The organism is Pseudogemmobacter bohemicus, from assembly GCF_003290025.1.
Lineage (GTDB): Bacteria > Pseudomonadota > Alphaproteobacteria > Rhodobacterales > Rhodobacteraceae > Pseudogemmobacter > Pseudogemmobacter bohemicus.
In genome coordinates this window covers 274,460-294,858 of sequence record NZ_QNHG01000003.1, presented here as the reverse complement: position 1 = coordinate 294,858, position 20,399 = coordinate 274,460, and the positions used below count along the sequence as shown (strand labels likewise).

Here is a 20,399-nt window from a genome sequence, read left to right as displayed (position 1 = left end):
CCGCAAATCGCAAGCGCAGTGCTGTCATTTTCGGGTGAGGCGCGGCGCCCGGCTACGCCTCAGCGCGGGGGGCGGTTCTTTGCGGCGGCAAGCCTTGCCTGTTGCTTTTCCCAGCCACGGAACCCCATCCAGAAGCCGAAGCGGATCACCAGGAGCAGGATCACCAGCAGCGCCGCGCCGAGAATGCTGCCGAAAGTCAGGTCATCGCGGGTAAAGCCGTTGGGGAAAGAAAGCTCGGGCACCACCCCGCTGCTGGCGATCAGCCAGATCAGCGCCCCATTCAGCACAACGGTGACGAGGGCGAACAGAAGCGCAATGCGCCATTGCCGGCCCCCGCCGGGGCGGCCTTCGCGCTTGGCCCAGTAACCAGCGACAGACATCCCGGCGACCATCGGAATCACGACCCCCATCGCGCTGCTTTGCGGCGAACTGGTCAGGAACTGATCTGCCACCATATAGATCGCCGCAACCAGCACCGCGCCGAACATATACCAGGCGAGATAGACCAGCAGAAGAACGGGGGCGGAAACGCGCCGCGGCGGCAGGGCAGAGAAATCGGCGGGCATGGGGCACCTTTGACCTGAATTCGCAACAAAATCGCCGATCTTTGCCACAATGACAATCACAAGCGCCCGGGATCGGCGGCGGATGCGCGCCGCGAAGGCGTATTTGCGCAGGGGGGTAGCGAGGGGGGGAAAGGCGGCTCCGGTCGGAGAGGCGGGCGGGGCGCCGGGCAAGGCGGCAGATCGACGCCGCCGGCCGATCTGCGCTTGACTTGCCGGCACAGGCGGGGCACGGCCCGTCAGATCAGCCGGACTATGCCAGGAGTATGCCATGAGCGGGAAAAAGATCCTGCGCGCCCTGAGGGGAGAGGTTCAGCCGGTGCCGCCGGTCTGGATGATGCGCCAGGCGGGCCGCTATCTGCCGGAATATCGCGCGACACGGGCCGAGGCGGGCGATTTCCTCTCCCTTTGCTATAATTCCGAACTGGCAGCCGAGGTGACGCTGCAACCGATCCGCCGCTATGGCTTTGATGCGGCGATCCTTTTCGCGGATATCCTGCTCTTGCCGCAGGCTCTGGGGCCGAAACTGTGGTTCGAGACCGGCGAGGGGCCGCGGATGGAGACCACCACAACGGCGGCTCAGGTGGCGGGCTTGCGCCCCGATGAGGCGATCCATGAGACTCTGGCACCGGTCTATCAGACCCTGCGCCTGCTGAAACAGGAACTCCCCGCCGAGACCACGCTGATCGGCTTTGCCGGCGCGCCCTGGACGGTAGCGACCTATATGATCGCCGGGCGCGGTAAAGAGGAACAGGCCGGGGCGCATCGGCTGAAACGCGAGGACCGCGCCACATTCGGGGCGCTGATCGACCGGCTGACCTCGGCCACGATCGAATATCTCTCGGCCCAGGTCGAGGCCGGCGCCGAGGTGATCAAGCTGTTCGACAGCTGGGCCGGCAGCCTGCAAGGCCAGGATTTCCAGGATTTCGCAGTGAAACCCGCCGCGAAGATCATCGCGGCGCTGAAGACCCGCCATCCCGGCCTGCCGGTGATCGCCTTCCCGCGCGAGGCGGGCGAGGGCTATATCGGTTTCGCCGCCGCCACCGGCGCCGATTGCGTGGCGGTGGACAATTCTGTCAGCCCGGAATGGGCGGCTGAACATGTGCAGACAGATATCTGCGTCCAGGGCAATCTGGCACCGCATCACCTTGTCTCGGGCGGCGAGGATCTGGTGCGTGAGACGCGCCGCGTGGTCCGCGCCTTTGCAAACGGCCCGCATATTTTCAATCTGGGCCATGGCATCACCCCCGATGCCAGCCCCGATAATGTGCAGCGGATGATCGACGCCGTGCGGGAGGCCGTGTGACCGCCACACCGTCCCGCCGGACCCGCCTCTGGTGGGGGCTGGCCGCGCTGATCCTTGCGGCGCTGGCATTCTGGCTCTGGGCCTCGGGCCTGTTCGGGGTCTGGCTGCACTATCGCAGCATGCAGCAGGCGGCAGCCCAATGGCAGGACAAGGGCATCTGGCTGCCCTATTACACCGCCCGGATCGAGGCGAAGGCCGTCGAGGGCCTCGGCGACAACCTCTCCGGCCTGACCTGGGCACCCGAAACCGACACGCTTTTCGCGGTGATCAACCGCCCGCCCGCCATTGCGGAATTATCGCCCGAGGGACAGCTTTTGCGGCTGATACCGCTGGAAGGGTCCCGGGATCCGGAGGGGATCACCCATGTCGCGGCCTCGGTCTTCATCATCTCGGACGAGGCGAGCCAAAGCCTGAACTGGGTGGTGATCAGGCCCGGGACAAAGGTGGTGGATCTGGCCGGAACGCCACATCTTGCTTTGAATTACGGCAGTTTCCAGAATATGGGCTTTGAGGGCGTGTCCTGGGACGGCAATCGCGACCTGCTGCTGATCGCGCAGGAGATGCTGCCCATTCGGGTGCTGATGGTGACCGGCCTTTCAGCCGCGATTGCCGGAGAAGGCTTTTCGGTCAGTGTCAGCGAATGGCAGCCGGGTGACCGTTTCAGCCATTTCACCACCGATCTTTCCTCACTCTCCGCCCATGACGCGACCGGAAATCTGCTCTTACTGTCGGATATGACCGGCTCGCTGGCCGAATATGCGCCGGATGGCAGCCCGGTCAGCGTGATGCCGCTCTGGGCGGGCTGGCATGGGCTGAAAGAGGATATCCCCCAGGCCGAGGGCCTTGCCGTGGACTCGCGCGGCGACATCTATATCGTCTCGGAGCCGAACCTGTTTTACCGTTTCAGCCGGGATCCGGCACCGGCCTGGGCCGGGCAAGGGGGCATCTGTCCTGGCTGCGCACCGGGGTGACCTGCCGGGCAACTGCCACCGGACAGGAGCGAAGTGACCGGCGCTTCAGGACCGGTTTACGGTGATGCGGGTACGCAGCACGGGGTTAGCGAACACGACAGGTAGCGAGCCACCGCCTTTCGCTGCGAATGCAAGGGCTACTACCTCCTTGAGCCGCAACGAATGTCGCTGTTTGACTCTCACTGGCTTTCCAGCTTCCCGACCGACCTAGATTGAAGGTCTGTCAGCTTGCGGCGTGACTAACGTGGTGAAGCGGCTGGCTGGCTGAGGCGGCAGAGGGGCAGGGTTCGCCCGTTAGGGCGAGGCCTGGGAGCCCGTTTTTCGAAGGCTGGGACCCGGAAGGGGTATACCCCCTTGGCGAATCGCGCGTGTGGCTGCTGCCAGCACACCGCTTGCAAACTCCCACTTAAAAAAACCGGGACCCCTTCCCCGGCGGGGGTTTTCGAAACGCGATCTTTCCGAACCCCCAAATTTTTTTCAAAATTTTGGGCCGAATCGTTCACATCCGGAAAACCTGCTGCTTGTGCAATAACAGGTGCATTAGCGTGTGCAATAAGCTGATTCCCGGAAGTCCGAAAATCCCGTTTTTCTGTTTTTTTCAAGCACATAGATTGATGGTGGCGAGGGAGGGACTCGAACCCTCGACCTTGCGATTATGAGTCGCACGCTCTAACCAGCTGAGCTACCTAGCCACTGGGCGCGGGGATATTCGGGCCGGTCCGGAGCGTCAAGGGGGTATGCGCGCTTTCCGCTTCAGATTCCGGCATCTTCTGCGACCAGATCATGGGCGATGCGCGGCCGGCCGGTGGCGGTGACGGTCACAACCGCCTCGATGAAGAGGATCTGCCCTTCCACCCCGGCCTCAGAAATCTCGCGGCTGGCGGTCAGGTGGAGGTCAACCGCCCCGGCTTCGCGGGCACGGGCGCCGGCGTCCTCGCGCAGCGCGGTTTCCATCGCATCCAGCGCCTCGTCGCGGTCGCCATAGGCTTTCGGGCCCGAGACCAGATGCGCCACGAACCGCCCCTGCGCCGGCGAGGTCACTAACCCCGAGACGCGCTGGCTCACCTGGCCGGCCACCGCGCCGATGGCATTGGCGACACCGGCATGTTCGGGCAGGATCATCTCGCAGCCGAGCCTTGCGCCCACCGCGCCGTAATAAGACGGCGCCGAGGCCCCCAGCCCGATCACCGGCAGCGCAAGGCGCGCAGACAGCGCCATCACGCCCTGATGCTGATCAAGCCCCGCAGAAAGCAGCGGGTGGCGCGACAGGATCGCCGCATCCTCGCCCTGAAAACGCGGGTCTTCGGCAAAAGCGGCTTCCAGCAGGCATTGGGCGGTCTGGGCGGTCACCTGGCCGATGATCCGCCGCGCCATTTCTGCCGCGCCCGGGGCAAAGCGCTCGCCGGCACCATTCCGGCGCAGGGCCATCAGCTGCAGCGCCTTTTCTGCGGCTTCACCGTCCCAGTCGGTCAGCGTGCCCCCGACATGACTGGCATCCGAGGGCGTCACGCCCGAGATCATCACAAGGCCCCGCGCGACCAGCCGGTCCAGTGCCGCAGCCTCCAGCCGCGAGGTCAGGGCCTGGGCCACCGGCATCGCCCTTGTGATCCGCTCCAGCACGGCGCGGTCACGGGGGCCGAGGCCACCCGCCGGCTCCACCCCTTGCATCGGCACCACGAAGCGCCCGTCATATTCGCCCGGCGCCGGGCCGGAGAGCCAGCGCTCCAGCGCCTCATGCACCATGTCCCGCGCGGTCATCGCCAGCAGCGAGACCGGCAGCAGGCGGCGCGGGCCAAGGCGCAGCCGGCCGGCAAGGCCCTCATTGATCAGATGCACCTCGCTGTCGCCGCCAAGCCCGGTGGTGCGCATCGCCACCGCCTCGACCATGGTGCGGAACCCGCCGACGCGGGCACCTTCGGGGTCGATTTCGGGCAAGCCGCCGCGCAGGATCGCCACATCGGTGGTGGTGCCGCCGATATCCGAGACCAGCGCGTCCTGAGCGCCGGTCAGCCAGCGCGCGCCGACGATCGAGGCGGCGGGTCCGGAAAGGATGGTCTCGATCGGCCGCTCGCGCACCATCGCGGCGGAAATCAGCGCGCCATCGCCGCGCACCACCATCAAGGGCGCGGCGATGCCGATCCGGGCGAGATGCCGCTCGCAAGCGGCGACAAGGCGGTCGATCATCCCGATCAGCCGTGCGTTCAGCACCGCCGTCAGCGCCCGTTTCGGCCCGTTCAGCCGGGCGGAAAGCTCATGCGAGCAGGTAACCCCCCGCCCCGTCACCCGGCGGATCACCTCGCGCGCCGCCAGTTCATGCGCAGGGTTGCGGGTGGCGAAACGCGCGGCGACGGCAAAGCCCATCACCTCGGGGCCAAGGGCCGCAACCTCGGTTTCCAGCCGTGCGAGATCGGGCTTTTCGGCCTCGATCCCGGCATGGCTGTGGCCGCCTGCGATGCGGAGCACCGGATCGCCCTTCAGCGCCTCGGCAAGGCCCGCGCGCGCCAGATCATCCTCGTCAAAGCCCATGGTGATCAGCGCCACGCGGCCGCCCTGGCCCTCGACCAACGCATTGGTCGCCAGCGTGGTCGACAAAGACACCAGCGCGATCTCAGACGCCGCAACCCCCGACAGCGCCAGCGCCCGGTCCACGGCGCCGCCGATGCCTTCGGCCAGATCATGCCGCGTGGTCAAAGACTTGGCGGTGCCGAGGATGCGGTTCTCCGCCTGATCCAGAATGACCGCATCGGTATAGGTGCCGCCGGTATCGACCCCGAGGAAATAGGCCATGGCCCGCCCTTTACTGCTGTTCGTCGCGCGCCTCTTGCTATAGCGGCGTGCCGGAACGGTCACCCCCGGGAGCGACCTTTTGCGCCTGCTTTCGCGTCGCGGATGACAGTTTTGCCGCCTGTTTACGCCGGGATGCGACAGGAATGCCCAATTGTTCACGATATTTTGCAATGGTGCGCCGGGCCAGCGGCGCGCCGGCGCCGGAAAGCGCATCGGCGAGCATGGCATCGCTCATCGGCTTTGCCGGGTCTTCGGCGGCGATCATCTGCGCCAGCGCGTCGCGCATCGCGGCCCCTGCCGGCCCATCCTTGCGCACAGCTGGCGAGAACATCGCGCGCAGCCAGTAGACGCCCGAGCCGGTATCGACCGAGGTGCCCTGGACCAGCCGGCTGATCGTGCTCTGATGCAGGCCAAGCGCCGATGCCACCTCGCTCATCGTCATCGGCGACAGCCCGCGCAGCCCCTGTTTCACCACCAGCGGCTGGCGGCGCAGGATTTCCGTCCCGATCCGCAACAGCGTATGGTTGCGGCTTTCCAGCAGGCGGATCACCGCAAGCGCAGCGCTCCGGTCGCCGCCCTCTGCCTTTGGGTGCAGCGCGACCGACGGCAGCGAGGAGCGGTTCAGGCTGAGTTCAGGCCCCGCCGCGCCATCGCGCAGCAAAAGATCGGGCTCTGCGACCGGCGCGGTGCCGGGCTGAAAACGGGCGCCGGGCTTCGGGTCGTAGCGCCGCAGCCGACGGATCCGCAGCGCGATATCGGCAACCGTCGTCCCGGATTTCTCTGCGAGCGCCTCCAGATCGCCACCGGCAACCAGCGAAAGATGATCGAGCACCATCGCCATCACCGGGTCCAGCTCTCCGGCCTCGGCAGCCTGAAGGCGCAGGCATTCCGCAAGATTGCGGGCAAAAAGCCCGGCAGGCTCGATCCCCTGCAGCCTGACAAGCACCGCCTCCATCGCCACCGGGGTGGTTCCGGCCTCGCGCGCGATGCGGGTCATGGGCAGCCCCAGCCAGCCGCTCGGCTCCAGCGCGGCACAAAGTACCAGCGCCAGCGGCATTTCCGCAGCCGAAAGCCGCATGAGGAGCAGCGCCGCCGTCACATGCGCCTGCAGCCCCGGCGCCGGCCCGGCCAGCATCTCGGCCCCGGCCCCCGCGCGGGCCTGCCGCGACAGCGCATCATGCCAGCGCGGCGCCCAGGGCGAGGGCTGGGCCGGCGGCGGCGAGATCTGCAATTGCGGGTTATGCGCCGCCTGTTCCTCCAGCCAGACGCCGATGGCTCCGGCATCCGATTTCAGCATCGCAATCGCGCTGACCAGCGACAGGTTCAGCGAGAGCCGTTGCTTCTGGGCGATGGTGATGCGGTTGCGCTGCTTCATGGTACGACTGTGCCAGGAGGCAGGCCCGGCTGCAATCGCTATGGAGGCGCCGCACCGAAGGTTGCTTTGCGCCTTCTCTCTGCCCGCGCTTTACGCCAGGATCGGCTGGCAACACCTGATCTGCAGTTTCCCATGTTACGCGCCTTTCTCGCCTTTTCCGTCCTCGCCCTCGTCGCGCCGCTGCCGCAGGTCGCGCGCGCGGCGGATGGCGCTGGCCCCGTCTCCACCATCGCGCTGGCGCTGCGGCTTTATGAAGAGGCCGAGAGCCAGGGCGACGCGCTTGGCATGGCGGTGGCGGTCAGGCTTGCCGGCGGCATCCGCCTGCGCAAGGCCAGCCATTGGCAACAGGAAAGCGGTCGCTATCAGGGCGCCGCGCTGACCGGGGCGAAACCGGCGCCGCTGCGGGTGACGCCGGATCTGCTGGTCTCGGGCGCGGCCTGGTCGGGTGCGCTCCTGATGGCCGAAGAGGATGAGGCCCTGAGCGATGTGCTGTATGAGCTGCCGCCGCCGGTGCTGCGCGGCGGGGTGAGCCAGGTAACCGCAAAGCTGGAACCCGGCCGCCAGGACATCTGGACCATGCCCTTCCCCGGCCAGAGCCCGGCCGAGGTCGCGGTTTTCACCGCAGCCCCCGCCAGCGAGACCGGCGAGGATGCGAAAAGCCCGCCCCTCTTGCTCTGGTCGGTCGAGGATGGCGCGGGGGGTGTGCTCTGCCCGCTGCGGGTGGTGGCAGCCGCGACCTGCCGCTTCACCCCGGCGGAAAACGGCTTTTACCGGGTGGTGATCGCCAATCCCGGTTCCGGCGCCGGCGCGCAGCCGGGGGAGTATCTGCTGATCGCCAATTGAGGCCGGCATCCCGCCCGCGCGCGATGACCGCATTTGTCACCCTTGCGTGACTTTTCAAACCAGGTCCGGGCTGCGACACTGCCGGAATGCCCCGCATAAAGGAGCCGTCATGCCTCGTTTTCCTGCGTTCATGCGCCGCTTCCCTCCTGGAATGTCTCTCCGGCATCCTGGCGCGGGTATGGCGCTCTCTGCGTTGTTCGTGGGCGCGCTGTTTGCCGGCCCTCTGGCGGCCGAAGACGCGAAGGGGCCGAATATCGACCCGACCGGTGGCGGCAAGGGCGGCGCGGTGGCGACGCTGGCGATGGCGCATGAGCTGTTCTTGCTGGGCGAGGCGCATGGCGATGCGCTGATCGTGCTGGCTGCGGCGCGGCTGGCGGCAACGGTCGGAACCGCGCCGGGCAAAGAGCTCAAACGCAGCACCAGCGGTGGGGAAGCGGCGCAGGAGGCCGGGGCACCGCCACAGGGTCCCGCCGATGCGGACGCCATGTTCGAGCGCGCGCTGTCGCTTGCGGGGGAGGATGCCTTTCTGGCCGATGTGATCCTTGATGCGCGGGGTGCCACCGGACGCGGCCGGATCGGGGGCGCCTTTTCGCAGCGCGCCAGCCTGACCCCCGGGCGCACCGACAGCTGGGAAATCCCCTTTGCCGGCGGCGCCTATGCCGAGCTTTCGGTGATCGGCACCGGCGCCTCGGATCTCGACATCCTCGTCACCGACGAGAATGGCAATGTGATCTGTTTCGAGGGCGGCCAGGAGGATGCGCTTTACTGCGACTTCATACCCTCCTGGGATGGGTTCTTCGTGGTGGCGGTCGAGAATAAGGGCGCCAGCGCGGCGGCCTATGATCTGGTCACCAATTAGGCCCCCCTGCCCCTTTGCCCAAATGATCACCCCCCGGAAGCGATGACGCCTCCGGGGGTTTTTGCCGCGATTGCTGCGGATGCAGATCCGGTCAGGGATTGGCGGTGATCACTTCGTTCAGCCAGGGCACAAAGCGCGACACATCGGTATAGGCCGAGAATTGCGCCATTTCCGGGCAGCCACGGCCCGATGTGTCGCTCAGCCCCCAGCTGACGATACCGGCCTGGATGTATCGGCCATTGTCCAGCGGCACCACCAGCGGCCCGCCGCTGTCACCATTGCACGAGCTTTTGCCGCCCTCATAGGTGCCCGAACAGATCATGTTCTCGCTCATCGGCATCGGCGCGGAGGCCATGATCTCGTCCCAGAGCGCATAGGCCTTTTCCTCGGGCACGTTCATCAGATTGACCGCATAGGCAAAGCCTTCGACGGCCTCTTCGGCGCGGCCTTCCAGCAGGACCTGGTTGCACAGGTCTCGGTCCAGCATCTGGATCTGCGCCTGCATCAGCTGCGACGAGGGCACGGCGCCGGCCTGAAGGCCCCAGCCGGTGACGACGGTGGTGATGCCTGGCTCGCGCAGGATATCGCCGTAATTGGCGTCAGGAACCTCGACGGTCTGATAGCGACCCTGCGGTTTGCGCGCCAGTTTGACCAGCGCGATATCATAGTCGAAATCATTCACCGAGTAGGAGGGATAGGTGAAGACCGCCTCGACCGGCACCCGGTCGCCGCTGCCATCGAGCAGATTGGTCCCGACGAGAATGTCGAAATCCCCTGGCTTCAGATCGGCGCCATTGCCGGCCTCATCGGCCATATGCACGCAATGGGCTGCGGTCAGCACCCAGCGATCCATCACCAGCGAGCCGCCGCAGAACTGGCTGTCGGTGCTGATAGGCTGGCCACCGATCAGAAAAGCGACCTGCCAGGGCCAGGCGCCATCGGCAGCCGGCTGCCCGCCGATCACTTTGGCCCCGGCGGGGTCTTCTTTCGCAGCCTTTTCACCGCGCTCGGCCTTGGCGCCCGTGGCGGCAAAGCTAAAGGGCGAGGCATCTGCCGCGCTGGTCTTTGTGCTGAAAGCCGGGGCATCGGCGCTGGCAGAAGGCGCGGCAGAAGGCGCGGTCGACTGCCCCTCGGCAAGGGCGATGCCGCTGACGCCCAGCAGCAAAGCCAGGGCAGAAAGCGGGCGGAGCAGCGATAGCGGCGTAAGGCGGGCGGACATAGGCGTGGATCCTTCCTCGAATTGGGTCAGGGGCCCGAAACCGGGCCGGAAGAGGCGGCGGTCCGGTCGGAAGCCGGGGGTTGCAGCCGCACGATCTGGCGGATCATCGTCAGATCTGCGGGTTTGGTGGAAAAACCGCGCAACGCGCTGTCATCCATGGGGACGATCTGGCTCTCCAGCCAGAGCGCGGTTTCACTGCTGCCGCTGCTGCCGCGCATGGTTGCGGTGGCAAGCGAGGTGAGATCGGTGCGCAGGGCCTGGGTCTCGCCCATCGGCACCGCGAGGATCCAGATTTCCTCGATGGCGGCATGGCTGACCGGGTCGATCTGCAACCCGACCCGCGCCGCTTCGCCGGGTGCGATGCGGTTCGCGATATTCTGCGCCGGCCAGATCGGCAGCACTTCCATCCCGGCTGTGAGGTAAAGCACCGTCACATCCTGGGCCTTGCCCGAGCGGTTGGTCAGCCTGAGCCAGAGCTGGTCACAGCCCGAAACGCCCAGGGCGGGGTCATGCGGCATCCCGGCGCCGGCCTGACCGCTGCACGACGCGCCGCCGGCCGGATCGCTCAGCTCCTCGCCCTGGCGGCGCTCGATCGCGACCGAGATCACTTCGCTCTTCGTCAGCCCGCGCCCCGCCGCCGTGGCGAGCACGTCCCGCAGCCGCGTGGCATGGGCCATGGTGTCAAGCACGCGCTGCAAAGCCTCGGATTCGGTCTCGCCATCCCAGGACAGGACGCGCGGTGAAGAGCCGGCACCGTCCGGGTCAACCACCCCATCCGGACCGGCCAGCACCAGCTGCCCGGCAGTTAAAACCGGCACGAGATCGGGCGTGACCGTCTCCTGCGGCAAGGCGGCCAGCGCAGTCTCCCATTGCGAATAGTCGAACCCGTCACCGGCATCGGCCCGGGCCGGCGCCGCCAGCACCAGCGGCTTCGGATCGGGCAGCCGGCCCGGCGCGGCCCAGAGCGTCTGGTCGGGCGCCAGTTCGGGCAGCGGGCCGCTGATTTTTGCCTCGCGCGCCGAAACCTTGCCCAATATGGCCGAGCCGATGCTCTCTCCGCCGGCGCCACTGGCGTAAAGCGTGACCTCGCCGCCTTCTGCGAACCCCTGGAGCAGTCCGGCCTCAAGCGTCGCACCGGTGACGCGGTAGCGGGCAGAGCCGGCGCCCTCGCCAAAGACCTTCTCGTTCAGAAGTGTGCCTTCGGCATCGGGCAATTGCCGCGCAACGCCCCGGATCATCGAATCCGAGGTCGCGGCAAGCACCTGCTGCCAGGTCGCATCCTCTGCCCCCGCCAGCACCTGGGCCAGCCGCAGGGTGAATTCACCATGCCAGATGCCGGTATCACCCAGCGGATATTCAAAGGAGCGCTCATCCGATTGCGAGGAATAGAGAAAGACGAAATCCCCGGCGAGTTCGGTGGCACCGGTAAAGGGGGGCACGGAAGGCGCCGCAGGGAGATCATCCGGAATGCCAAGCGCATCGGGCTGCAAAGACCGCGCCACCCCGGCTGCAGGATCGGGCTCGATGGCGCGGAAACCCGTGGCAGAGTAGCAGGCGTCGATGATGCCGACCAGCCTGACATCGCGGTCCAGCACAGCCTGAGCCCAGAGGTTCAGCTCGTCATCGACAAGGGCATTTTCCACCATGCCGATCTCGCCCTGCCAGTTTTTGGCATCCATCGGCAGGAAGATCTCATCATAACCGCCCCCCTCATCGCCGTTCTGATCCGGCGCCTGCGAACCATGGCCGGAGAAATAGAAGACCAGCGTATCGCCCGGAGCAGAACCGGCCGCAGCGGCATCAAGCGCTGCAAGAATGCCCGCCCGCGTGGGCTCGGCCACCAGGACGCCCCGGGGCAGGCCGGTCGGATCGGTGGTCAGAACGGTCATCGCCTCCGGTGCGACACCCCGTCCGGCCAGCACCTCGACCATCAGTCGCACGTCATTGGTGGGCCCCTTCAGATCGGCATCCAGAAACGCATACTCCCCGACCCCGATCAGCACGGCGCGGGTCTCGGCCTGCAGCGATGTGCTCCAGAACAGGAGGCCGGCGGCGAGGGCATATGTCAGATGCGGTTTCATAGGCGAAAACATGCCGGGACTTGTCCAGTCCGACAAGGGGCCTGCGCGAGATGACGAAATTTGTCACCTCTGACCAGCGACACGAGCCGGGGGTTTCACACCCCCGGACCCCCGTGGAGTATTTATGTCAAGAGGAAGGGCATTTCCTCTTGATACAAATACTCCCGCCGGAGGCATCCGGGATCAGCCAGAGGCGAGCGGTTGCCATTCAAGGCGGATGGTCAGCCCCTTTTCCACTCCGGGCAACGAGAGTTTCGCGCCATGTCGCATTGCGATGGCGCGGACCAGCGCGAGGCCCAGACCATGGCCTCGTATTCCGCGCGCACGGTCACGCCCGGCGCGGGTGAAGCGTTCAAACACGTCTTCGCCCATACCTTCGGGCAGACCGGGGCCACTATCGGCGATTTCAAGGATGTGCAGCGGGCCAGCGGTGAGCGTCAGTGTCAGCCGGTCGCCCGGGGCGCAATATTTGATCGCGTTATCCATCACATTGGCCAACATCTGCGAAATCAGCGTGCGGTCGCCCAGCACCATCAGATCAGGTGCGATGGTCGCCGCCGGGATCAGGCCCTTATCCTCGGCCAGCGCCTCGTAAAGTTCCCAGACCCCTTCGGCCAGGGCCGAGAGGTCGACCGGCAGCAGCCCCCCCCCGGAACCCTGGTCAGCCTCGGCCCGCGAGATGTCGAGGAGCGAATCGAAGATACGGATCGCGCCGCGCATTTCCTCGCGCAGCTGGCTGACCTTTTCCTCCTGTCCCTCGATCTCCGAGAGCCGGGTGGCCAGCCGGTTCAGCGGCGTGCGCATCTCATGCGCGATGGTGTCCGAAAGGCGATGTGTCGCCCGGTTCAGACTGGCGATCCGGTCCAGCATGTGATGCATATGGGTCTCGAGGAGGCCGAACTCATCCGCCCTGCGGGGGCCGGGCAGCCGCGCCTCAAGATCCCCCGCCGCCACCTGATCCGCCAGCCGGTTCAGCCGCCCGATCCGCCCCATCACCTGGCGCGCCGCGACCCAGCCGACCAGAGCCGCCGCGGCCAGCAGCGCAAGGGCCAGCCCGATCATCCCCCGCCTCAGCGCCGCCAGCGTCGCATCGACCGGCGCCAGCGGGCGCCCCGCCAACAGGCCAAACCCGCCCGGCAGCTCGCGCGCGACCACCAGCCAGCGTTCCGTATCCCGGGTGATCTCCTGCGGGGTCGAGAGGTCAAACCCGGCTCCTTCGGGCGCCACTTCGGCGGGCCAGCTGCTTTCGGTTCCGGCGAGAATCCGGCCTTCGCGGTCGGTGAGCAGCAAAAGCTCCTCCCCGCCCGAAGCCGCGCGATAGTCGATGGCCTGGCGCAGCGCGATGATGCGACGCTGTTCATAAAGCGCGCCGAGGCCGCGCAGATCGGCTGAGAGCAGCTCTTTCTGCGCAAGTGTCAGCCGCGTTGCCACCAGCCGGTATTGCAGCGCCATTGCACCCAGAGACAACACCGCCACCGAGACCGCCATCAGCGCCGCCAGCCGCAAAGTGGCGCGCGCTTTCAGCATGGGGTGGCCTCCGGCAGGGCGCGGGCCGGATCAGGCGCCACCGGCATCTCCGCCATTCTGCGCGAAGAGATAGCCCTCACCCCGGACCGAGCGGATCATATGGGCGCCCGCCTCTTCCAGCTTGCGCCTGAGCCGCCCGACATGAACATCGACCACATTGGTGCCGGGGTCGAAATGCAGGTTCCAGACCGATTCCAAAAGCTGCATCCGGGTGACTACATGGCCGGAATTGCGGGCGAAAAACGTGATCAGCGCAAATTCGCGGGGCGAGACCGGCACATGGGTGCGTTTGACATGCACGGTGCGCGCCTTGAGCCGGATCTCCAGATCGCCAAAGGCCATCAGATCATTATCCGCGACCTGGATCGCACCACGGCGCAAGAGCGCGCGCAGCCGGGCGCGCAGCTCTTCGGGTTCATAGGGTTTGGGCAGGTAATCATCGGCGCCCTTTTCCAGCCCCTCGACCCGTTCGGCCGCGCGGCCAAGCGCCGAGAGCACCAGGATCATCGCCCGCGAGCCGCCGGCGCGGATCTGCGCCATGGCCGCCACCCCGTCGCCGCCGGGCAGCATCCGGTCCAGCACGATCACCCGGTAATCCCCGGCCCCGGCCTCTGCGATACCGCTTTCCAGCGTGTCACGATGGGTGGGTTCGCAGCCAAGCGCCACCACTTCACCCGCCACGGCGGCGGCGATGTCGGGGTCGTCCTCGATGATCAGGATACGGTCGGTCATAATGCGCCCAGATTCAGAACACGACAACGGCCGGGTCAAGCACATTCGCGCCGCCGATGGCACGGGGGCCGGTCGCGGTGCCCCAGGGGTCCAGCCAGAGATGGCGGGTAACGCCATCCGGCGCCTCGACGAGGAGCAGCGTCGGTGCGGTGATTTCCAGCGCCTCCAGCGCGGCCAGATCCATCGCTTCGCCATTGACCGCGCGGATGCGATCGCCCTTTGCAAGGCCCGCGAGGGCGGCGGGGGAGTTCAGCGTCAGGTCTGAGACCCTGCCATCCTCGCTTTGCACGATGCCAAGGGCGGCGAGGCGGTAACTGCGGATGCGTTCGGGCGCGACACCCGTGCCATCGGGGCCGCGCAACGCGAGGCCGATCATGCCGGGTTCGGGCGCGGCGGCGGCAAAGCTCAGCTCAAGGCTGACCGGGTTGCCCCCGCGCGAGACCGAGATGGCGATACTGGCCTCATCCAGCCCGGCATCGACCAGAAAGGCGAAATCGCCGGGATTTTGCAGGGCGGCTCCGTTCACCGCGAGGATGATATCCCCGGCCATGATCCCCGCCCGGGCCGCCAGCCCGCCCGGGCTGACCGCATCGACCAGCAGCCCCTCGGGCGCGATGCCCAGCGTATCGGCCAGTTTCCGGTCCACCGGCCGCGCGCTGAGGCCAAGCTTCGGGAACGGCGTCAGGCTCTCGTCGATCAGCCCCTCGACGATACGGGTCAGATCGCCCCCCGCAATCGCATAGGCGATACCGACGAACATGCGGCTGCCATCGGCGATGCGGCTGTTCATCCCCAGCAGCCGGCCTTCGGCCTCAATCAGCGGCCCGCCGGACGAGCCCGGATTGACTGCCGCATCATGCTGCAGGAACATCAGCGGCACCGCGAGGTCGATCTGCCGCGCCATGGCAGAGACCATGCCCCGCGTCAGCGTGAACTCGGCCCCAAGCGGCGCGCCAAGCGCATAGACCTCAAGCCCGGGCAGCGCCGGCTGGTCTGAGGCGGGAATGCCGTTCAGCGCCGCGCCTTCGGGGCCGGCAAGACCCGGCTCCAGCTGCAACACGGCCACATCGCGCACCATGTCTTTGCCGATCACCATGGCCGTCACCACATTGCCCTGGCGGTCGATGACCCGGACTTCCTCTGCCATGCCGACCACATGGGCATTGGTCACGGCGATATTCCGGACGCCGGCCCAGACAAAGGCCGAGCCGAGAAAGACATCCTCGGAATCGGCGCTGCGCACCACCAGGACCTGATCCATCGCCAGATCAGCCGCGCTGCGCGGGATGGCGGTTGCAGCGGCGACGGTTTCGGCAAAAGCGGCGGGGGTGAACCCGGTCATCTGCGCGGCGGAAACGGCAAGGATCGTGGCAAGAAGCGGGGCCGCGATGCGGGGCCTGGTCCTGTTCCAGACCCTCTTATACAGGCACATTCGTAAATTCTCCGGCTCTTTCTCAACGGTGATTGCAGGTTAGACCCCCGGGCCTGCCAGGGTCACATGACAAAGCCCGTCATCTGCAGATTGTGCGTTTACAGGCCGCGATCCTCCCCGCATCCTGCCGCTGACCGAAACAATCAGCTCTCCCCGGTGCCGATCCGAATGTCCCATCCTGCATGCCTCACTGCCCTGCTGATCAGCGCGGGCCTTGCCCTGGCCGCCCCGGCCCTGGTCACCGCTGCCCGGGCCCAGGGGTCGGGCCCGCTCCGCCAGGCGGCGCTGTCGGCCGAGCTTTATGCCAAAGGCGTCGAGACGGGGGATGCGCTCCTGATCCTTGCGGCGGCGCAGCTGCGCAAATCGGTCGATATGCAGCCCGTCGACCCGCTGCCGGATGGCGCAGAACCCGCCTTCGCTCCGCTGGGATGGGAGGCGATGCTGGGGGAAGCGGTGGCCCTGACCACCGAGGGCGACCCGCTGCGCGACCTCGCCGATGATATCGTCGGACAAAGCTGGAAAGGCGTCATCCACGGCCCGGTCTACCGTATCGGCGAGCTGGAAGCCGGCGCGGAAACCCGGCTGCCGGATCTTTCCTTCCGGGGCGGCGAATATGCCGAAGTCTATGCCGAGACCGAGCCGGGCCTTGATCTGAACATCACCATACTCGATGCCGGAGGCCGCGAGGTCTGTGCCGATACCGATCCCACCCATGTCGCCTATTGCGGCTGGACCCCGGCGGCGGACGGGCTGTTCACCCTGGTCATCGCCAATTCGGCCAGCCGGAAATTCGGCTTTGCGCTGATGACCAACTGATTGAATTAACGCCAGAAAGGGCAGGATATGATCCGCAGGTTTCTTCTGACCACGGCGCTTGGGCTGATCGCCTTTCCGGCGCTGGCACGCGAAAATTACGCGCTGCTGATCGGGGCGAGCGACTATCCGAATATCGAAAAACGCTGGTCTCTGAAGGGGCCGAAAAACGATATGGATCTGGTGGCGAATTACCTGCTGACCGAGGCCCCGGTGCCGTTCGCTCCGGAAAACGTCACCGTGCTGACGGATAAGGACGGCGCCGATCCGGCGACTTTGGGGAATATCCGCGCAGCCTTTGCCGACCTGACCGCAAAGGCGCTGCCGGGGGATTTCATCTATCTGCATCTCTCGGGCCATGGCACCCGTGCCCCGGCGCTTGACACCGAGGCAGAACCCGACGGCCTGGATGAGCTGTTCCTGCCGGTCGATATCGGCCCCTGGAACAACCAGGTCAGCGCGGTCGAAAACGCGCTGGTCGATGATGAGATCGGCCAGCTGCTTGATGGCTTGCGGGCCAAAGGCGCCGATGTGTGGATCGTGCTTGACAGCTGCTATTCCGGCACCGCAACCCGCGCCATCGAGACCGGCGACGAGGTGGTGATGCGCCAGCTTGATCCCGCCGCGCTCGGGATTTCCGAAGAGATGATCGACGCCGCCATCGACAGAGCCGAAACCGCCAGCCGTGGCGTCGGCGGTGAGGCGGCGGGCGGCGTTTCCTTTATGCCGAAAGAGACCACGCCCCCGGCCGCAGGCGTCGAACCCGGCAGCCTCGTGGCCTTTTACGCCGCGCAAAGCACCGAGATGACGCCCGAGATGCGGCTGCCGCGCGGCGCGCCGGACCGCAAATCGCAAGGTGTGTTCACCTTCACCCTGTTCGAGACGCTGGCGGAATATCCCGGCGCCACTTACGGCCAGGTAGCCCAGGAGGTCTTGCGCAAATATGCGCTGCGCGGCACCGCCAAATCGACACCCCTGTTCGAGGGCAATCTGGACCAGGTGGTCTTTGGCGGCGAGGCGCGCGAGCGGGTCTCGCAATGGCCCGCCACGGTGACAGAGACGGGCTTCACGCTGAATGCCGGCACGCTGCATGGTCTTGCCGTCGGGACCGAGCTGGCCGTGATGGGCGCGGCGGCCGATGGAAATGACAAGGCGCTTGGCATGGTGAAGGTCACCGCCGCAGATACGTTCACCGCCACGACCGACAGGTTTGCGGGCGCGGTGCCCGAGGGCGTCTGGCTCCGCCGCAAGGGTGCCGAGCTCGATTTCGCGCTGACCATCGCACTGCCGCCCGACGGATCGGCCCCGGCGCTGGCTCTGGCCGAGGCGATGGATGAGCTGCGCGAAATCTCGGGCCCGCGGCTGAATTTCGTCAAGGCAGGGTCAGAGGCCGATCTGGCGCTGGCGGTGCTGCCCGACAGCGATACGCCCGATGCACTCTGGATCCTGCCGGGCACCGGTCTTGCCGAAAGCGAGGTTCAGGCGCCGAAGGTCGAAACCGCCGGCATCGCGCCGGGTGACCTTGCCGGCAACCTGCAGGAAAAGCTGACCGCCATCGCGAAAGCGGTGAACCTGATGAAACTCGGCGCGGCGCTTGGCCCGGCGAATGGTCCCGGCGCGCTGGATGTCGAGATCGAGGTGCTGACGCGCAATGCCGAAGACCGCACCCTGCGGGGCCTGCCGCTGATTCCGGTGCCGGAACTGGTCACGAATGACGAGGTCCATGTTCTGGCGAAGAACAATATGGATCAGCCGGTCGATGTGAATGTGCTGTATATCGGCGCCGATTACTCGATCACGCATTTCTATGCCGGGCGGCTGCATCCGGGCGACGTGATCAAAAAGGGCCTCTTTGCCATTGGCGGCGAGACCATGGGCCGGGAGCGGATGCTGGTGGTGATGACGCCGGCCGCCTCGCACAGCAAGGTCGAGGATCTGAGCTGGCTGGCCCAGGATGCCGTGCGCGGCACTGGGACTGGCGGCGGCTTTACCGGCTCGCTCTACGAGGCGGGCTTCGGAAGAGACACGCGGGGCGCCATCGCGCTGTCAGATGAAGGCGAGGCCGGCGGCCCGGCGCCCGCGATTCTCCAGGTCGAATTGCGCACGCGGGCGCAATGATGCTGGCCCCAGGTTACGGACCCAGGATACGGGCCCTAAGATACGGGCCCCATGAACGGATCCCATGAACGGGCCGGGTATCCGCACACCGGTCATGGGCCTGCCAGGTCATAGGCCTGCCTGGTGATGGGTCTGCCTCAGGGGCTCTGGGGCGGCGCGCCTTTCGGCATCGGATTGCGGGCCTTGTTATAGGGCTTCCAGTCGGTGATATCGGGGTAGAACTGCCTGCGCCAGGCCCGCACGCGCGGGTTCATCGCCCGCTTCCACAAAGGCGGGATCATCGCGAGACTGGTCATCACCGGATAGCCGAACGGCAGCTGCGGCGCCTCGTCTTCCTCGTAATTCTGCAAAAGCGGGAAGCGGCGGTCGGGCTTGTAATGGTGGTCCGAATGGCGCTGAAGGTTGATCAGGAGCCAGTTCGTCGCCTTATGTGCGGCGTTCCAGGAATGGCGCGGCAGAGTGTGCTCATAGCGCCCTTCGCCGAGATGACGGCGGGTCAGGCCGTAATGCTCGACATAATTCACCAGCTCCAGCTGCCATTGCGCGATCAGGGCCTGGGCGGCGAAGATCACCAGCCCCTCCCAGCCGCCAAGGGTCAGGGCCAGCGTGAGGAACGCGGCCTGAAACGCCCAATAGCGCCAGAACGGGTTCGTGCGGTGCCACCAGGGCAGGTTCCTGCGCGCGAGCATCGCCTTTTCGGAGGCGAAGGCCGAGCGGCGCTGGCCAATCAGCACCCGGGGGAAAAAGCGGTGGAAGCCTTCGTTATAGCGGGCGGTGACGGTGTCCCGGGGGGTGCCGACATAGAGATGATGCACCCGCATATGCTCGGAGCGGAAATGCGAATGCAGGACGGAGGCGAGGAGGAGATCGCCCGCCAGCCGCTCGATCCGGGGTTTCTGATGGAGGAGTTCATGCGCGTAATTGAGCCCGATCGTTCCCGACATCACGCCCATGCCAAAGACCATGCCGGCCTTTTCCCAGCCGGTCATACCGCTCTGGGGCAGATACCAGAGGGTGACGCCGAGGGTGCTCAGCTGGATCGGCACCCAGATCAGCGTCAGCAGCGTGTAGACCCGGAGCTGGTCATCGGGGGTATCGGGATTGGCATTGTCCTTGTTCAAGCCCAGTGCAGCATCAAGGGCGGGGAACAGGATCCAGCACCAGGCAGGAAGCGCAAGCACCCAGAGCCCACCCCAGGCGAGGCCGGCGGCCGCAATGGGCAGGGTGCCGAGTGAAAGCCAGAAAGGCAGGGCTTGCGCGGGGCTGGCCAGGGTTTCGGGTGAGAGCTGAGCCATGATCATTCTCCAGTCGGGCCGATGGTAGCGTCGGGGGCAGAGAGGATCAACGCGGCGAAATGGACAGCCGGGGGTGTCAGGCCTTGGGCGGCGCGCCGTTTGCAGCGGGCCAGAGGTCGGGTGCCATGCCGCCGTTTACGCCACCGCCCGGGTGGCCGCCATTCAGGTCACGGGACGGAAATGGGACGCAGCGGGCTGACGCGGCTTCTGTCTGGTTTCAGCAAACGTCGTCAGGCCAAGGTCAAATGCCTTGCGAAAGACCGTCGGCAGGCTGCCAGGGTTGAAATCCTGCTCGGCGAAAAACTCTCCTCTGACGGGATTACTGTCGGCCTGGGCGATCATCACCCGCAGGATGAGATGGAAATGGGTGAATGTGTGGTGGATTTCGCCAGCCAGAAGCCAATCGGCATCGGCTGGCGCCTCTGCGGTCGGGCAGGGTGTCCCGGGGGGGGCAGGGGGGGCTTTGCCCCCCCTGCCC

Annotated in this window: 15 protein-coding genes, 1 tRNA gene and 1 pseudogene; 6 read left to right on the top strand and 11 right to left on the bottom strand. The window is 66.4% G+C overall.

Annotation, left to right across the window (positions count from 1 at the left end; genetic code table 11):
- Window positions 1-59 precede the first annotated feature (59 nt).
- Window positions 60-566 (bottom strand): ABZJ_00895 family protein, encoded by a 507-nt coding sequence (locus DRF71_RS16190; protein ID WP_112311589.1) that lies wholly within the window; start codon window positions 564-566, stop codon window positions 60-62.
- 268 nt (window positions 567-834) lie between these two features.
- On the opposite strand from DRF71_RS16190, the gene hemE reads away from it, so the two are divergent.
- Window positions 835-1,869: a uroporphyrinogen decarboxylase gene (gene hemE, locus DRF71_RS16185; RefSeq protein ID WP_112311588.1), complete on the top strand. Its 1,035-nt coding sequence runs from the start codon at window positions 835-837 to the stop codon at window positions 1,867-1,869.
- The gene (locus DRF71_RS16180; protein WP_112311587.1) at window positions 1,866-2,840 is read left to right on the top strand and encodes an SdiA-regulated domain-containing protein; all 975 of its coding nucleotides are present in this window, start codon (window positions 1,866-1,868) and stop codon (window positions 2,838-2,840) included. Before hemE ends, DRF71_RS16180 begins: the two co-directional genes overlap by 4 nt.
- Before the next feature lie 615 nt (window positions 2,841-3,455).
- Here DRF71_RS16180 and DRF71_RS16175 read toward each other — a convergent pair.
- The 3 genes from DRF71_RS16175 to DRF71_RS16165 form a co-directional block, all read right to left on the bottom strand.
- Window positions 3,456-3,532, bottom strand: a tRNA-Met gene (locus DRF71_RS16175).
- 61 nt (window positions 3,533-3,593) lie between these two features.
- A complete protein-coding gene (locus DRF71_RS16170; RefSeq protein ID WP_112311586.1) occupies window positions 3,594-5,627 on the bottom strand; it encodes a hydantoinase/oxoprolinase N-terminal domain-containing protein in 2,034 nt (677 codons plus the stop codon).
- Between the two features lie 37 nt (window positions 5,628-5,664).
- On the bottom strand, window positions 5,665-7,002 hold the full coding sequence (locus tag DRF71_RS16165; RefSeq protein ID WP_112311585.1) for an RNA polymerase factor sigma-54: 1,338 nt from the start codon (window positions 7,000-7,002) through the stop codon (window positions 5,665-5,667).
- A 132-nt stretch (window positions 7,003-7,134) separates the two neighbouring features.
- On the opposite strand from DRF71_RS16165, the gene DRF71_RS16160 reads away from it, so the two are divergent.
- Window positions 7,135-7,845, top strand: coding sequence for a hypothetical protein (locus tag DRF71_RS16160; RefSeq protein WP_112311584.1), 711 nt, complete (start codon window positions 7,135-7,137; stop codon window positions 7,843-7,845).
- A gap of 178 nt (window positions 7,846-8,023) precedes the next feature.
- A complete protein-coding gene (locus DRF71_RS16155; RefSeq protein ID WP_112311583.1) occupies window positions 8,024-8,704 on the top strand; it encodes a hypothetical protein in 681 nt (226 codons plus the stop codon).
- A gap of 91 nt (window positions 8,705-8,795) precedes the next feature.
- On the opposite strand, the gene DRF71_RS16150 is transcribed toward DRF71_RS16155, so the two are convergent.
- The 5 genes from DRF71_RS16150 to DRF71_RS16130 form a co-directional block, all read right to left on the bottom strand.
- Complete coding sequence (locus DRF71_RS16150) at window positions 8,796-9,923, bottom strand: serine protease (RefSeq protein ID WP_112311582.1); 1,128 nt, start codon at window positions 9,921-9,923, stop codon at window positions 8,796-8,798.
- 26 nt (window positions 9,924-9,949) lie between these two features.
- A complete protein-coding gene (locus DRF71_RS16145; RefSeq protein WP_198672242.1) occupies window positions 9,950-12,004 on the bottom strand; it encodes a caspase family protein in 2,055 nt (684 codons plus the stop codon).
- Window positions 12,005-12,187: 183 nt separating this feature from the next.
- Entirely contained in the window at window positions 12,188-13,531 is a 1,344-nt protein-coding gene (locus tag DRF71_RS16140) for a sensor histidine kinase (protein ID WP_112311580.1), read from the bottom strand.
- A 30-nt stretch (window positions 13,532-13,561) separates the two neighbouring features.
- Complete coding sequence (locus DRF71_RS16135) at window positions 13,562-14,263, bottom strand: response regulator transcription factor (protein WP_112311579.1); 702 nt, start codon at window positions 14,261-14,263, stop codon at window positions 13,562-13,564.
- A 13-nt stretch (window positions 14,264-14,276) separates the two neighbouring features.
- On the bottom strand, window positions 14,277-15,695 hold the full coding sequence (locus DRF71_RS16130; protein ID WP_112311578.1) for a trypsin-like peptidase domain-containing protein: 1,419 nt from the start codon (window positions 15,693-15,695) through the stop codon (window positions 14,277-14,279).
- A 168-nt stretch (window positions 15,696-15,863) separates the two neighbouring features.
- Here DRF71_RS16130 and DRF71_RS16125 point away from each other — a divergent pair, with 168 nt between their 5' ends.
- Window positions 15,864-16,511, top strand: coding sequence for a hypothetical protein (locus DRF71_RS16125; RefSeq protein ID WP_112311577.1), 648 nt, complete (start codon window positions 15,864-15,866; stop codon window positions 16,509-16,511).
- A gap of 27 nt (window positions 16,512-16,538) precedes the next feature.
- Window positions 16,539-18,626, top strand: coding sequence for a caspase family protein (locus tag DRF71_RS16120; RefSeq protein WP_112311576.1), 2,088 nt, complete (start codon window positions 16,539-16,541; stop codon window positions 18,624-18,626).
- Between the two features lie 137 nt (window positions 18,627-18,763).
- Here DRF71_RS16120 and DRF71_RS16115 read toward each other — a convergent pair whose 3' ends face one another.
- Both DRF71_RS16115 and DRF71_RS28695 read right to left on the bottom strand, forming a co-directional pair.
- Complete coding sequence (locus tag DRF71_RS16115) at window positions 18,764-19,921, bottom strand: alkane 1-monooxygenase (protein ID WP_112312115.1); 1,158 nt, start codon at window positions 19,919-19,921, stop codon at window positions 18,764-18,766.
- A gap of 162 nt (window positions 19,922-20,083) precedes the next feature.
- Window positions 20,084-20,399, bottom strand: a pseudogene (locus DRF71_RS28695) (hypothetical protein); the annotation flags it as partial.

Coding starts and splice junctions, on each gene's coding strand:
- DRF71_RS16145 (WP_198672242.1), bottom strand. CDS start 12,004: ATGAAACCGCATCTGACATATGCCCTCGCCGCCGGCCTCCTGTTCTGG.
- DRF71_RS16135 (WP_112311579.1), bottom strand. CDS start 14,263: ATGACCGACCGTATCCTGATCATCGAGGACGACCCCGACATCGCCGCC.
- DRF71_RS16120 (WP_112311576.1), top strand. CDS start 16,539: ATGATCCGCAGGTTTCTTCTGACCACGGCGCTTGGGCTGATCGCCTTT.
- DRF71_RS16170 (WP_112311586.1), bottom strand. CDS start 5,627: ATGGCCTATTTCCTCGGGGTCGATACCGGCGGCACCTATACCGATGCG.
- DRF71_RS16130 (WP_112311578.1), bottom strand. CDS start 15,695: ATGTGCCTGTATAAGAGGGTCTGGAACAGGACCAGGCCCCGCATCGCG.
- DRF71_RS16190 (WP_112311589.1), bottom strand. CDS start 566: ATGCCCGCCGATTTCTCTGCCCTGCCGCCGCGGCGCGTTTCCGCCCCC.
- DRF71_RS16160 (WP_112311584.1), top strand. CDS start 7,135: ATGTTACGCGCCTTTCTCGCCTTTTCCGTCCTCGCCCTCGTCGCGCCG.
- DRF71_RS16165 (WP_112311585.1), bottom strand. CDS start 7,002: ATGAAGCAGCGCAACCGCATCACCATCGCCCAGAAGCAACGGCTCTCG.
- DRF71_RS16150 (WP_112311582.1), bottom strand. CDS start 9,923: ATGTCCGCCCGCCTTACGCCGCTATCGCTGCTCCGCCCGCTTTCTGCC.
- DRF71_RS16125 (WP_112311577.1), top strand. CDS start 15,864: ATGTCCCATCCTGCATGCCTCACTGCCCTGCTGATCAGCGCGGGCCTT.
- hemE (WP_112311588.1), top strand. CDS start 835: ATGAGCGGGAAAAAGATCCTGCGCGCCCTGAGGGGAGAGGTTCAGCCG.
- DRF71_RS16115 (WP_112312115.1), bottom strand. CDS start 19,921: ATGGCTCAGCTCTCACCCGAAACCCTGGCCAGCCCCGCGCAAGCCCTG.
- DRF71_RS16155 (WP_112311583.1), top strand. CDS start 8,024: ATGGCGCTCTCTGCGTTGTTCGTGGGCGCGCTGTTTGCCGGCCCTCTG.
- DRF71_RS16140 (WP_112311580.1), bottom strand. CDS start 13,531: ATGCTGAAAGCGCGCGCCACTTTGCGGCTGGCGGCGCTGATGGCGGTC.